We start from the raw sequence: 14,296 nt of genomic DNA on the forward strand, positions 1-14,296 counted from the left end.
GAATTTAAAACCATCGATTCCTTGACGAACCTAATTCATTTGTCTTTTTTTTGGGTCAGAATTAAAATTAAATGGTAGGCTGATTCGGGATGTTAGTTTTTAAGAATACCTTATTAAGGATATGCTAAGGAATGGGTATTGTTTTTTTTTTTAAGAAAAATTATAGTGTGTGAGACCTTATTTGTCCAAAGAAGGCACCTTCATTTTTAGATTAATATTTTCCATAGATTTTAATAGATAGCTTATAGATAATTCACCCGGAATGTATTTTTTAGCCACCAAAACTGTAAAGTTAAATGGAGTTTCAATTTTTAAATTCTGGTATTGTTCCATAATACTGCTATTTTGAAAATAGGGGAAATTATTGACATCCGAATCTTCAACGATTAATTGGTATGTAGCAACTTTTTTGTTATGATCATCTATTAGTGTTAGTTTTAAAGTCTTTTTTTTATTTCTTAGTTTAATATCTGAAAACATGTAGCGATATCTGTTAGTCCTATCCTTAAAAGATTCGGTTTTTAAATAGACTAATGAATCGGCTTTGTTCAAACGAAAATAGTGTATTTGATTTTTTTTATAATCGTGAATGTCTGATTTCAGCGAATCGTTTTCTTGATATGCAATCATTGTATAACTAAAATCTTCAGAATTATAAAAAACAGTATGGTCACTGGTGGGTGTATATTTTGAAAACAGAATATTATGGACTAATTTAGTGAAGGCATATTGTTGTCCATGACTTAAATTTACTAATAATAGAAATGCTGCAATGCATAGGAATTTCATCATGAGTGTTGGTTATTATGAAGTCATCTTTGATAAAAATACGGATTAAACATTAGAGGATAAATTATTGCCATTTTATTTTATCTTCTGAAATTCATAAATACGCTTTCGAAATTTTAGAGGATTACTTTTCTCTCTGCCATTTTTTTAGCTCAAATTAAACTTATAATCAAGATAAACCTTATCATTATTAGGCTAATTAGCGATGGCGAATTACATTCATAAAAAAAGCACCAACAAATGCTGGTGCTTTTAGATATAAATTAATTCTAATTTACGGTGCTGCCGCTACCACAACTCCCAAGGTATACAATTGCTCCATTGTAGGTGTTTCACTACCACCTTCAGGTTCTAAAGTAATCCCAAAGGCTTCACTCTCGTTAGAATTGGCAATGGCGAATATTTTGTTATCGTCTGTATTAAAATCGTCAATAGTGCCTAAACTTGTAGGCGTTAACGGATTTAATTTTAAAGACCATACTTGGTACACTTTACCAGCAGGAGCTTCCGGCAAGCCCTGAGCATCTAAATAAATACTGTTATCATTTTTATTCCAATATACTTTGGCGTAGGTGTCGGCAAATTCACCTTGACCACCCAAGGGTACCGAAATTATATCCTTATCTCGTAAAATATTTAACAAGTTTTTAGATGCGGCAAGATCTGTTTTTGAATTGGCAATTTGTTCCTCCAAATAAGCGTTTTCAATCTCGGCTGTGGTTAAAGTAGATTCCAAATCTTTGTTCTGATTCAATGTCCAAAGCAAACCTGCTCCAATTATAAATGCAGCGGCCCAACCCGTATAAGTTATCCAATCGTATTTAGATTTGCCCATTGACACAACTTTTGGCTCTGAGCTAATTGTTGACGCCTGATTTTGAACTTTTGTTTTGATGGTGTTAAAAGAGCCACGGCCTGTTTTTGGAGCTGCCGCAGCAGTTAATTTGGTGATTGCAGCCTCAATTTGTTCAACTTCCTTTTGAATTTCCGGATGTTGACGCATTAATAAGTAGACCTCCTTGTTTTCCTTTTCATTGAGGGCACCAGCAACGTAAAGCTCCAAAATTCCAGATTCTATGTAAGCAGTTATGTCCATATTATTCAAGTACAATAGTTCTTAGTTCCTTAATGCAATTTCTGTTCCTAGTTTTAATAGTACCAATGGGCATATCTAGTGTTTCCGAGGCTTCTTTTTGGGTATATCCTTTAAAGTAAAGTAACTCAATAACTTCAATGCATTTTTTGGCCAGTTGGCTCACAAACTTTTTAATTCCGATGGCGTCAGTTTGTTCATCCAAACTATCTCCATGTTGTAGAATATCTACGAAATATTCAGCATCCAGGTTTTTTTTGGAATTCTTAAATGCTTTAGATCTGGTTTTGTCGATGGCCGTGTTTCTGGCAATGTTCAAAATCCAGGTAAAGAAGCGTCCTTTTTCCGCGGAATAACTATCGGCATTGTTCCAGGCTTTGATAAATACATCCTGCATGAGTTCTTCAGCAATATTATGATCTCTCACAATATTATAGATAACGCCATGCATGCTGTCTCTGTACATATTGTAAAGCTCTTCAAATGCCCTGACATCTTTGAGCTTGAATTTTGAAACTAATGATTCTAATTGCATAAGGTTATTTTGGAGGTATGAATATGTGGACTTTAAAGAAGAAAAAAAGCCACTGTAGGTAGTGACTTTTTAATATGTTAACAGTGTAACGAGCAAAATTATTGAATGATGCCACCACAACTAACACGACCACCAGCATTACCCGTTGGCTGTGTTTTAAAATCATCAACACCTTCATGGACAATGATTGATTTGCCTACAATATTTTTGTTGGCATCACCGCAATCAATACACCATTCATCAGTAGTTACGGTTATTGTTCCGTTACCGTTGGCATCGGCTTTAAAGTTTCCAATATCACCTTTGTGGTATCCATCTGAACTTCCCCATTTACCGTGAGGCTGATTGGTCGGGTTCCAGTGACCACCAGCAGAGCTTCCGTCGTCAGCAGAACAATCGGCGTTTTCGTGTAAATGAATTGCGTGTTCGCCTTCTTTCAATCCATCCATAACTGCAACCATAGTGACTACACCATTCTCTTGGGTAAATACGGCGTTTCCTTTTACGGTACTGCCACTTTTAGACTCTAAAGCGATTTTTAGTTTTTTAACCTCGTTCGTCTTAGTTTCCTTAGGCATTTCTTTGGTTACTTCTGCAGGAGTGTCCTTCTTGTCTTTTTTACAAGATGTGGTCATGGTCAAGGCAAAAACAGCGATGAATATGAGTGATAATCGTTTCATGGGTTATAGTTTTTTAAAGTTAATGATTAAAGTTACTGTTATTTTAGGGCTTATACAATCATCTTTTGAAAAAATGATTGGCCGATAAAAAAATGATATTAGAAAATCAATTGATAAAATTACCAAAATGCATTTGTGAGATATGACTTATATCATATTTTTTATAGCTGATTTAAAATAATTTTGAATCAAATTTAAGAAAATTCATGATGAGGTCTTTAGTTGATAAGTACAATGTTGCAGGTCCGAGATACACAAGTTATCCTACAGTTCCGTATTGGGATGTGGATACATTTTCAATGAAAAAGTGGCGGGAGTCGCTGGTCAAGGCTTTCGAAGAAAGCAATGATGAAGAAGGGGTAAGCCTGTATTTACACTTGCCATTTTGCGAAAGTTTATGCACTTTTTGCGGGTGTCATAAACGCATTACCAAGCAACACAGTGTGGAAACACCATATATTAACGCGTTGATAAAGGAGTGGGATTTATATTGTGATGTGTTGCCAACCAAACCCAAACTTAAAGAATTGCACTTGGGCGGAGGGACACCAACTTTCTTTTCACCTGAGAATTTAAATTTACTGATCAGTAGTCTCTTAAACCGCACAACTTTGGCTGAAGATTATGAGTTTAGTTTTGAAGGGCATCCCAATAATACCACTAAAGAGCATTTACAAACATTTTATGATCTTGGGTTTAGACGGGTGAGCTATGGAGTGCAGGATTATAATGAAATTGTACAAAAAGCCATACACAGAATACAACCTTTTGAAAACGTAAAACGGGTTACGGAACAGGCAAGAGCCATTGGATACACCTCGGTAAGCCACGATATAATATTTGGATTGCCCTTTCAAACCGAGGCTCATGTTAAAGAAACGATAGCTAAAACTAAATCTTTGAAGCCTGACCGAATTGCCTTTTATAGCTACGCCCATGTGCCTTGGATTAAGGGGAATGGCCAGCGGGGATTTGACGAAAGTAATTTGCCTTCTGGAACTGCAAAACGTCAACAGTATGAATTGGGTAAAGTGTTGCTGGCAGAAGCTGGTTATCATGAAATTGGGATGGATCACTTTGCGTTGGCATCAGACTCCCTGTACCAATCCATGACCAACAACACCCTGCATCGCAATTTTATGGGCTATACGGCTTCTAAAACTAAAGTTATGATCGGGTTGGGCGTATCGTCTATCAGTGATAGTTGGTATGGGTTTGCGCAAAATGTAAAAAGTATTGAGGAATATTACAGTTTAATTAATGAAGGGATTATTCCAGTGGTTAAGGGTCATATTTTAAATACCGAAGATTTGATCATCAGACGGCACATTCTAAATTTAATGTGTCAGTTTGAAACGGCTTGGGACAGTAATGGATTATTTTTTGAAGAACTGCCAGAGGTGTTGCTTGGCTTGGAGGAAATGGAACAAGATGGTTTATTGATACGCACTGAAAAGAGCTTGATAGTCACAGGAAAAGGCAAGCCATTTGTAAGAAATATTTGTATGGCCTTCGATCTGCTCTTAAAGCGGAAACAACCGCAAACACGAATATTTTCAATGACGGTGTAATTTGCCAAGTGAAAGTCTTATACCTTTCAAATTTAATATCACTTCTTTTTAGAAATAAAAGTTAAATAATCACCATTATGAAAAAAATAATTGTCCCCATCGATTTTTCAAAATATTCAGAGTATGCTCTTGAGGCTGCAGCTATTTTGGCAAAAAAACATAATGCAGAAATCCTGGCTTTGCACATGCTCGAAATGTCAGACGGTCTTTTTGCCAGTTCTGACGCAGGTCAAAAACCAAAGGTGTTATTTTTCCTTAAACTGGCTGAGCAAAAATTTAAAGAATTTTTGAACAAAGCATACTTAGAAGGTATTAAAATTACGCCTATCGTTAAACAATCTAAAGTGTTTAGTGAAGTGAGCGAGGTAGCTGAGCAACATCATGCTGACCTTATTGTAATGGGCTCACATGGGGTGAGTGGTTTTACAGAAGTTTTTGTAGGCTCAAATACGGAAAAAGTGGTACGACACTCAAAAATTCCCGTACTGGTCATCAAACAAAAACCAAATAATTTAAACTTTGATACGGCGATCTTTGCTTCAAATTTTTCGGAAGAAGCCGTGGGGCCTTATATTAAAGCATCCAAAATGTTGCCCGAAACATCCAAATTGCAATTGTTGTATGTGAATGTTCCGGGAGAAAATTTTAAAAGCACCGCTGAAATGGAACAGCAGGTAGCCAATTTCTTGAAGAAAGCTGATGGGCATTTGGATCAACTCAATACGGTTAATTACGTTTCAGACTATTCCATTGAAAAGGGAATTGTAAATTTCTCTAACCTAGCAGGAGCAGATCTGATCATGTTGCCAACGCACGGGAGAAAAGGCTTAGCCCACTTTTTTGAAGGTAGTATTTCTGAAGATTTAGTCAACCATGCTAACCTGCCTGTAATGACTTTTAAAATTTGAAAACTGCACCATTGACAATAGGAACCTATGGAAGCTGGACGAAAGTTCAGCTTCTTTTGAATCTAACCTTATGTCGGATAAATTCATCCTATATGACGAGCGTCATATTTTTCCTATATTTAAAAATTTATTTTTGAACACTAAATAATTTATCACATGAAATCACAAACTCTATTAAAATCAGTGTCGCTACTGTCGTTACTATTAATGTTCAGTTGCTTTAAAGACAAGAAAACTGAATATGCTTCTGCTGAAGAGATTCCCGTAAGTCGAGAAATGATTGCGGAATTGACCGCCCCGCCTCACGTACCTGCACCTGTAGGAAAGCGTAAAGCTAAAAAGCTCATTGTTAAAATGGAAATCCTTGAAGAAGAAGGAGAAATTACTGATGGTGTACGTTATGTATACTGGACTTTTGGTGGCTCGGTACCGGGTAGTTTTATCCGCGCTCGTGTTGGAGATGAAATTGAATTCCATTTACAAAATCACCCAGACAATAAATTACCCCACAACATTGATTTACATGCGGTGAACGGACCGGGTGGAGGTGCAGAATCTTCTTTTGTGGCACCAGGCCATGAAAAAGTGTTCTCTTTTAAAGTGTTGAACCCAGGTCTTTATGTGTACCATTGTGCTACGGCTCCTGTTGGGATGCACATTGCCAACGGAATGTACGGTCTAATTTTAATTGAACCAGAAGGCGGTTTACCTCCAGTAGATAAGGAGTATTACGTTATGCAGGGCGATTTTTACACCAAAGGTGCCAATGGCGAGCGTGGATTACAACCTTTTGATATGCAAAAAGCTGTTGATGAAAGAGCAGATTACGTGGTATTTAATGGTAAAGTAGGTTCTCTTACGGGAGACGGCGCTTTAACCGCTAAGGTTGGAGAAACAGTCCGCCTATTTGTAGGTAATGGTGGTCCTGGGTTGGTATCGTCCTTCCACGTTATTGGAGAAATTTTTGACAAAGTGTATGTTGAAGGTGGAGATCTCGTAAATACCAACGTTCAGACCACATTAATTCCTGCTGGTGGTGCAGCTATTGTCGAATTTAAGGTGGAAGTGCCTGGAACATTTATTTTGGTCGATCACTCCATCTTCAGAGCATTTAATAAAGGTGCCTTGGGGATGCTGAAAGTAGAAGGAGAAGAAAATAAGAAAATATTCTCAGGAGAGTTGATGGATAACATCTACATTCCAGAAGGACCAGGTATTCAAACCATGCCAACCACTGATGAGATTAAAGAATCTGATATTCCAGCAAAATCGTTTGCAGAACAAATGGAATTTGGAAAACAAATTTACGGTCAGACCTGTATTGCGTGTCACCAATCAGAAGGACAAGGTATTGCCGGTGCATTCCCTCCTTTAGCAAAGTCTGATTATCTTAATGCTGATGTTGATAGAGCCATTAGTGCTGTGCTTCATGGATTAAGTGGAGAAATTACCGTAAATGGTGAGAAATACAACAGTATCATGACCAAGCAAATGATTTCTCAAGAGGAAGTTGCTAATGTGATGACCTATGTGTACAACAGTTGGGGCAATAACAAAACAGTCGTAACGCCAGCAATGGTTAAAAAAGTGAGTGGTAAATAGTGTATAGGGGAAATTGAAGTTGAAATCGAAATTGAAATTGAAATTGAAATTGAAAATGAAATTGAAAATGAAATTGAAATCGAAATAAACAACGAAACTCATCTCCCAAACCTAATACCACATACCTAATCCCTAATACCAATAAATTATGCGCACCAAATTCTTCAGATTGTCCTTTGTGTTACTGTTTATCCATATGTTTAGTTTTGGGCAATCTGAAGGTATGGTTCGTATTGATGGGGCAAGATACATTCCTTTATACGGGAGAGATTCCACAGTTGTTGCTGTGAATGACTTTCAACTGGATGTGTATCCTGTTACTAACCAAGAGTACCTTCAATTCGTAAAAAGCGTTCCAAAGTGGCAAAAATCCAAAGCAAAGAAAATATTTGCAGATGGCTCTTATTTAAGAAACTGGAAGAACGATCTTGAACTGAATGATACTGAATTGCTGAACAGCCCCGTTACCTATGTCAGTTGGTTTGCGGCAAAAGCGTATTGTGAATGTCAGGGCAAGCGTTTACCAACTATGGATGAGTGGGAATACGCGGCAATGGCGGATGAAACCGTCAAAGATGCCCGCGTTAAAAAATCTTATAACGAAAAGATTCTATCATGGTATGAAGCGCCAAGATCTAATGAAAACGAGATTGGCCAAAATGCAAAAAACTTTTGGGGTATACATGATCTGCACGGTTTGGTATGGGAATGGACCTCTGATTTCAATTCCGTTTTACTTTCGGGAGAATCCCGTAAGGATAATGAAAAAGATAACAATCTCTTCTGCGGAAGTGCCTCATTAGGCTCTACAGATTTAATGAATTATGCAGCATTTATGCGCTATGCCTTTAGAGGAAGTGTCAAAGCAAATTATACCATTAAAAATCTAGGTTTTAGATGCGCTAAAGACGCTGATAACATTAAATAAAGATGAAAAAATTATTATTTCTATTGTGTAGCGTTTTTTTTATCGGCTTATCTGCCTGTAAAAATGAGACGGCTAAATCCTCAGATGAGGTAGCTTACTACTGTCCGATGGAGTGTGAAGGCGATAAAACGTATGATGCTCCTGGGAGCTGTCCGGTGTGTAAGATGGACTTAGTTCCTGTTGAAAAAGCGTCAGACCTAGCGTCCGATGACATATCAGAAACTTCCATTTTCAATTTAACCTCTACCTGGACCAATCAAAATGGTGAAGATCTTCAGTTGGAAGATTTGAAAGGCGATGTGTTAGTCGTGGTGATGATTTACACTTCTTGCAAAGCCGCTTGCCCAAGGTTGGTGGCAGATATGCGAAACATTGAAGAACGACTTCCTAAAAATGCCAAAGACCATTTAAAAATGATCTTTGTCAGCATCGATCCTAAAACCGATTCGCCCGAGCGCCTAAAGGCTTTTGCAGAAGAGAATGTCATGGATAAAGCGCCTTGGTTGTTCTTGCGATCATCAGAAGATAATACGCGAGAATTTTCAGCAGTACTAGCAGTTAATTACAAAAAGATTTCGCCTATAGATTTTTCGCATTCTAATATCATCAGCGTGTTTAACAAGCAAGGGGAGCTGGCATTCCAGCAAGAGGGACTTGGGGTAAACTCAGATGCTACCGTGAAACATATTGAGGACGCCCTAGCACAATAAAACGTTAATAGCATCCTATTAAAATTCAATAAATCATGAAAAAGCTTATTATCTTCACGTGTCTGGGCACGCTAGGTCTTACTACCTTTGCCCAAGAATTTGCAATCGATCTTCAATTACGGCCACGGGTTGAATATAGACATGGTTATAAAACATTAGTGCCTGACAATGCGGATGCCGCTACCTTCGTGTCGCAACGGTCCCGACTTAATTTTAACTATGGCAGCGAAAGGTTGCAGGCCTATATATCCTTACAGAATGTACGGACTTGGGGTGATGTGGGCACGCTCTCAGCAAATGATGTTAACGGTACCGCCATTCATGAAGCGTGGGCTTCTTTTAAATTAGACTCTTTATTTAGCTTCAAAATGGGACGTCAAGAGATTATATACGACGATTCCCGCATTTTTGGAAATGTTGATTGGGCACAAACTGGTCGTAGTCATGATGCATTTATAGCAACTTACCAACCCAACGCTAACAATCGTCTCGATTTAGGGCTAGCGTTGAATGAAGAGGACGAAACGCTTTTTAAAACCGATTATAACGTTAACAATTACAAGGCCTTTCAATACGTGCGGTACCATACCAATTTTGATGATTTCAACCTAAGTCTGCTAGCGCTGAATACAGGTTTTACTTTTGATCAGGACGGCACACAGGAAGTAGATTACAATCAAACATTTGGGGGATATCTCGCTTTTGGGAAACAGAGGTTGAAAGCAAATGCTTCTGCTTATTACCAAACAGGGCAGATTGCAAATCGTAATTTGAATGCCTATAATGTGGCAGGGAATTTACACTTACAGACTACTACGCATTTAAATATTGGCATTGGCGCCGAATATCTTTCAGGAACGTCTATGAATCGTACGGATTCCGATATCACATCATTCAACCCATTGTTCGGGACCAATCATAAATTCAACGGTTGGATGGATTATTTTTATGTAGGCAACCATATCAATACGGTGGGTTTATTGGATATCAATCTCCCGATAAAATATCAGCATGAGAAATGGACCTTCCAACTTATCCCGCACGTATTTTCTGCTGCTGCAACTGTCGTGGATCTCAATGGCCGCGTTCAAGATGACTATTTAGGGACCGAAATTGATGTGTCATTAGGCTATAAAATTGCTAACGACATCGATTTTCAGATGGGATATTCTCAAATGTTTGCTTCAGAGACCATGCAACTGCTAAAAAGTGGAAATAAAGATGCCACCACTAATTGGGCATGGGCAATGTTCGTCTTTAAACCAACACTTTTTAGACATACAAAATGAGACTTATGTTACAGGCGGCCCTCCTGTAATTGCATTAGAAAAATCCTTCTAAATTCATTTCTGAATTTTGAGGGCTTTTTTTTTGACAAATTTAAAATAGTTATTGGTTTTCTTTTTATAAATGAGAAAATGATGTTAAGGTCACAGCTTTCTGGAATAATCTTTATTTTAAATAGGATAAATTTATCCTCTATATGATTTTTATCATGTTTTATGAGGCGCTAAGATTTTAAATTTGTTAAATAAAACCAAAAATAGAGCTCACGTTCTGTTTCAATGAATGGGGTTTTAGAATTTAATAATAAATTAAACTTAGACACAATGAAAAAAGTAGTAATGATTATTACAGGATTAGGCATGATGCTATTCATGGCGTGTGGTGATGGAGAAAAGAAGAAAGATTCTCCTTATGAGAACTCCACTCCTTCTGAACAAGCTGCACCAAAATCTACAGAACCAGCATCTACCCGTGTTGATCTGGCAAATAAAGGTGTAGGACCAATATCATCAGTAACAATGGCAGATGATATTGATCAGACGATGGCAGCACACGGAAAAGATGTTTTTGAAAAAATGTGCACGGCATGTCATAAAGCTGATAAGAAGTTCATTGGTCCTCCTCCTACTGGAATTTTAAACCGAAGATCACCGGAATGGATCATGAATATGATTTTAAATCCAGAAGAGATGGTAAAACAAGATCCTCTTGCTAAGGATTTATTGATGGAATTTAATGGTGCGCCAATGGCAAACCAACATCTGTCTGAAGAAGAAGCAAGGGCGGTACTAGAGTATTTTAGAACCTTATAAATATTTGTCTTATGAAAGCAAGTCTTAAATTCTTGAGCATTCTTATTTTAATAGTCGCGTTTACGTCTTGCAATAAGAACAAAGAACAACAACCAGAAGCACGGACAGCAACGACAACTTCAGAGCCATTAGATAACAATAATAAAGGTCAAGCTTTTATTGAAGATGATGTTGCCACCCCCAATATTCTACAGATTGCGATGGGGTCAAAAGATCATTCTACGTTGGTGGCTGCCGTGCAAGCAGCACAATTGGAGAATTCATTGGTAAACGCAGGACCGTTAATGGTTTTCGCACCAACCAATGCTGCTTTTGAAGCCTTGCCAGCCGGAACCGTTGAGGATATATTAAAGCCTGAGAACAAAAATGTCCTGGCTGATATTCTCAAATATCACGTAACTCCTGGTAACTATTCAAAAGAGTTCTTAACCAAATTCAAGAAACTTGGACAAGCCAACAATCAAGATGTACAAATAGAAGTTATCGATGGTGAACCTATGGTTGGCGGCGCTAAAATCATTGCTAGCCTACCTGCGGGTAACGGAATTGTCCACGTCATAGACAAAGTATTGTTGCCTCCAAATAAAAATAACTAACATTTACCTAAATGCAAAAACCATGAAAAAAACATTAAAAATAACAGTTGCTCTTGTCGCTGTCCTGGCGGGTTTAACAAGTTGCAATAATTCAGAAAACTCAAAAGGCCGATCAGGCGCTTTGGCAAGTAATGTTGCTGAAAAAGTTTACGTGGCGCCAGGTGAACACGACTCGCATTATGCATTCCTATCGGGAGGATATAGCGGGAACCTAACGGTTTACGGCTTACCTTCTGGACGTATGTTTAAAGAGATTCCCGTGTTCTCCCAGTTTCCAACAAATGGTTATGGGTATTCTGAAGAGACCAAGCCTATGTTAGAAACATCTTTTGGATTTATTCCTTGGGATGATTCACATCACCCAGATATCTCTCAAACCAATGGAAAATTGGATGGACGTTGGATTTTTATCAATGGGAACAATACCCCACGTATTGCTAGAATCAGTTTGACAACATTTGAAACAGAAGAAATTATTGAAGTTCCAAATAGCGCAGGTAACCACAGTTCCTCTTTCATTACAGAAAACACAGAGTATGTAGTTGCGGGGACACGTTTTTCTGTGCCGGTACCTCAAAGAGACATGCCAATTAAAGATTATAAAGGTAACTTTAAAGGAGCCTTAACTTTTATTTCCGTAGATCCTGAACACGGACATATGGATATCAAATTCCAAATTCTTATGCCAGGCTTTAACTATGACTTATCACACCCTGGGCGTGGAAAATCGCACGGTTGGTTCTTCTTTACGACCTATAATACAGAAGAGGCAAGCTCATTGCTAGAGGTTAATGCCTCTCAAAATGATAAAGATTTTATTGCTGCTATCAATTGGAAAAAAATTGAGGAGTACGTAAATAATGGCGGTGGTAAGATGATGCCAGCTGACTATGCTCATAACTTACATGATGAAGCGACGCATACTGCAACGTCAACCATGAAAAAAGAAGTACGGGTTGTAGATCCTGCAGAGATCCCTGGCGCAATTTACTTATTGCCAACACCAAAATCGCCACACGGTTGTGACGTTGATCCATCAGGAGAATATATTGTTGGTAATGGTAAATTATCAGCCAATCTAACGGTGCATTCATTTACTAAAATGTTGGATGCCATCGAAAAGAAAAAATTTGACGGTGATGCTTACGGTATTCCAATCCTGAGATTTGAAGATGTATTGGCAGGTTCAGTTGAGCAGCCAGGCTTAGGCCCGTTACATACAGAATTTGACGGGAAAGGAAATGCATACACAACTTTCTTTATTTCTTCTGAAGTTGTAAAATGGAAATTGGGGACTTGGGAAGTTCTGGATAGAAAACCGACCTACTATTCTGTTGGCCACTTAACAATTCCTGGAGGTAATTCAAGAGAGCCGTTTGGTAAATATATGTTCGCCATGAACAAAATCACCAAAGACCGTTACTTACCTACAGGCCCAGAAATGGAGCATTCAGCACAGTTGTATGATATTTCAGGGGATAAAATGGAACTGTTATTAGATTTCCCAACTCATGGTGAGCCGCATTATGCAGCTGCCATACCTGCAGAAATCATTAAAAATAATTCTAAAAAGATTTATAGGTTAGCAGAGAACAAGCACCCAAGAAAAGCAACTGTTGATGCTGAGACTAAAGTGGTACGCGATGGTAAAAACGTTCATGTGTACATGACCACAATTCGCAGTCACTTTTCTCCAGACAATATTGAGGGTGTAAAAGTAGGGGACAAAGTGTATTTCCACGTGACTAACCTCGAACAGGATTTTGACGTACCACACGGTTTTGCGATGATTGGTGCTAACAATGCTGAGTTGTTAATCTCTCCAGGTCAAACAAGAACCTTAACATGGGAACCAAAGAAAGTAGGAGTATGGCCATTTTATTGCACAGATTTCTGTTCTGCACTTCACCAAGAAATGCAAGGGTATGTGCGTGTGTCTCCTGCAGATTCCAACATCGAACTGTCTTGGTCTTTAGGTGACTAGTTTTAAAAATTAACAGATAGGGAAGTTTTGTTTTAGTGTTTATTTTCCTATGAAAGGCGAGGGATGTGATTTCGCTCTCGCCTTTCTTTTTTAAATCACTAAAGAGATTATGTGGTTAGTTTCCACATCATTAACATTACTAAATTAATCAAGATGAAAACGGCTAGCATTATAATGATTCTCGGTTCTTTACTATTATTGGGACTCTTTAAATTCCCCCTTTGGAACATCATGCTTGGAGCACCTCAATATCCAGATCCGCTGGGTATGAATATTTATATTGATGGAATTAAAGGTGTTGAAGAATTTGATTTACAAAACATTGATGGCATTAATCATTATATCGGGATGAAAACTATTCCAAAACCTGAAGAAATGTGGGAATTCTCCGTGTTTCCAAAAGTTATTTTAGGCATGTCAATCTTGGGTGTCGCGATTGGTGTATTAGGTTTTTTTGGAAAAGTAAGCTATAAATTCTTTTTAGGTTGGTTTTTATTAATGTCCGTTTTAGGCCTTCTTGGGATGTATGATTTTAATAATTGGTTGATTTCTTACGGCAGTGATTTAGATCCCAATGCAATTATTAAAGTGACCAATCCAGACGGTTCACCAATGTCCTATAAGCCACCACTATTTGGATTTCAAAAATTGCTAAATTTTGATGTAACCTCTTTACCACATACAGGCGGATATCTGATGTTTGCTGGTATGACTTTAACCCTGGTGGCATTCTGGTTAGGCAGAAGGGCCAGCGTTAAGGTAACCAAACAGTAAGCCATGCATGCTTTAATACACTAAACT

General features: G+C 38.0%; 14 protein-coding genes. 10 read left to right on the plus strand and 4 right to left on the minus strand.

Annotated features, from left to right (window positions below; genetic code table 11):
• Positions 1 to 177: 177 nt before the first annotated feature.
• The 4 genes from ES711_RS01565 to ES711_RS01580 all read right to left on the minus strand — a co-directional run bounded on the left by ES711_RS01565 (position 178) and on the right by ES711_RS01580 (position 3,097).
• Positions 178 to 792 carry a hypothetical protein gene (locus tag ES711_RS01565; protein ID WP_146888968.1) on the minus strand — a complete coding sequence of 205 codons (615 nt, stop codon included), beginning with the start codon at positions 790 to 792 and terminating at the stop codon, positions 178 to 180.
• A 271-nt stretch (positions 793 to 1,063) separates the two neighbouring features.
• Positions 1,064 to 1,885 carry an anti-sigma factor gene (locus ES711_RS01570; protein ID WP_146888971.1) on the minus strand — a complete coding sequence of 274 codons (822 nt, stop codon included), beginning with the start codon at positions 1,883 to 1,885 and terminating at the stop codon, positions 1,064 to 1,066.
• Between the two features lies 1 nt (position 1,886).
• Positions 1,887 to 2,417: an RNA polymerase sigma factor gene (locus ES711_RS01575; RefSeq protein ID WP_146888974.1), complete on the minus strand. Its 531-nt coding sequence runs from the start codon at positions 2,415 to 2,417 to the stop codon at positions 1,887 to 1,889.
• Positions 2,418 to 2,515: 98 nt separating this feature from the next.
• Positions 2,516 to 3,097 carry a superoxide dismutase family protein gene (locus tag ES711_RS01580; RefSeq protein ID WP_146888976.1) on the minus strand — a complete coding sequence of 194 codons (582 nt, stop codon included), beginning with the start codon at positions 3,095 to 3,097 and terminating at the stop codon, positions 2,516 to 2,518.
• Positions 3,098 to 3,303: 206 nt separating this feature from the next.
• Between ES711_RS01580 and hemN the strand changes: the two genes are divergently transcribed.
• From hemN to ES711_RS01630, 10 genes are all read left to right on the plus strand, one after another.
• Positions 3,304 to 4,668: an oxygen-independent coproporphyrinogen III oxidase gene (hemN, locus tag ES711_RS01585; protein ID WP_146888978.1), complete on the plus strand. Its 1,365-nt coding sequence runs from the start codon at positions 3,304 to 3,306 to the stop codon at positions 4,666 to 4,668.
• A gap of 77 nt (positions 4,669 to 4,745) precedes the next feature.
• Positions 4,746 to 5,576 carry a universal stress protein gene (locus tag ES711_RS01590; RefSeq protein ID WP_146888981.1) on the plus strand — a complete coding sequence of 277 codons (831 nt, stop codon included), beginning with the start codon at positions 4,746 to 4,748 and terminating at the stop codon, positions 5,574 to 5,576.
• 156 nt (positions 5,577 to 5,732) lie between these two features.
• Positions 5,733 to 7,178, plus strand: a complete 1,446-nt coding sequence (gene nirK / locus ES711_RS01595) for a copper-containing nitrite reductase (protein WP_146888984.1) — start codon at positions 5,733 to 5,735, stop codon at positions 7,176 to 7,178.
• Between the two features lie 148 nt (positions 7,179 to 7,326).
• Positions 7,327 to 8,106 (plus strand): formylglycine-generating enzyme family protein, encoded by a 780-nt coding sequence (locus ES711_RS01600; RefSeq protein ID WP_146888987.1) that lies wholly within the window; start codon positions 7,327 to 7,329, stop codon positions 8,104 to 8,106.
• Between the two features lie 2 nt (positions 8,107 to 8,108).
• The gene (locus ES711_RS01605; protein WP_146888990.1) at positions 8,109 to 8,816 is read left to right on the plus strand and encodes an SCO family protein; all 708 of its coding nucleotides are present in this window, start codon (positions 8,109 to 8,111) and stop codon (positions 8,814 to 8,816) included.
• Positions 8,817 to 8,851: 35 nt separating this feature from the next.
• Positions 8,852 to 10,105, plus strand: coding sequence for an alginate export family protein (locus ES711_RS01610; protein ID WP_146888993.1), 1,254 nt, complete (start codon positions 8,852 to 8,854; stop codon positions 10,103 to 10,105).
• 321 nt (positions 10,106 to 10,426) lie between these two features.
• Positions 10,427 to 10,915: a c-type cytochrome gene (locus ES711_RS01615; RefSeq protein WP_146888995.1), complete on the plus strand. Its 489-nt coding sequence runs from the start codon at positions 10,427 to 10,429 to the stop codon at positions 10,913 to 10,915.
• A gap of 11 nt (positions 10,916 to 10,926) precedes the next feature.
• A complete protein-coding gene (locus tag ES711_RS01620; RefSeq protein ID WP_146888998.1) occupies positions 10,927 to 11,511 on the plus strand; it encodes a fasciclin domain-containing protein in 585 nt (194 codons plus the stop codon).
• Positions 11,512 to 11,533: 22 nt separating this feature from the next.
• The gene (gene nosZ / locus ES711_RS01625; protein ID WP_146889001.1) at positions 11,534 to 13,495 is read left to right on the plus strand and encodes a Sec-dependent nitrous-oxide reductase; all 1,962 of its coding nucleotides are present in this window, start codon (positions 11,534 to 11,536) and stop codon (positions 13,493 to 13,495) included.
• Between the two features lie 153 nt (positions 13,496 to 13,648).
• Positions 13,649 to 14,269, plus strand: a complete 621-nt coding sequence (locus ES711_RS01630) for a hypothetical protein (RefSeq protein ID WP_146889004.1) — start codon at positions 13,649 to 13,651, stop codon at positions 14,267 to 14,269.
• Positions 14,270 to 14,296 lie beyond the last annotated feature (27 nt).

The organism is Gelidibacter salicanalis (assembly GCF_007997285.1).
In the GTDB taxonomy this organism is placed as follows: Bacteria; Bacteroidota; Bacteroidia; order Flavobacteriales; family Flavobacteriaceae; genus Gelidibacter; species Gelidibacter salicanalis.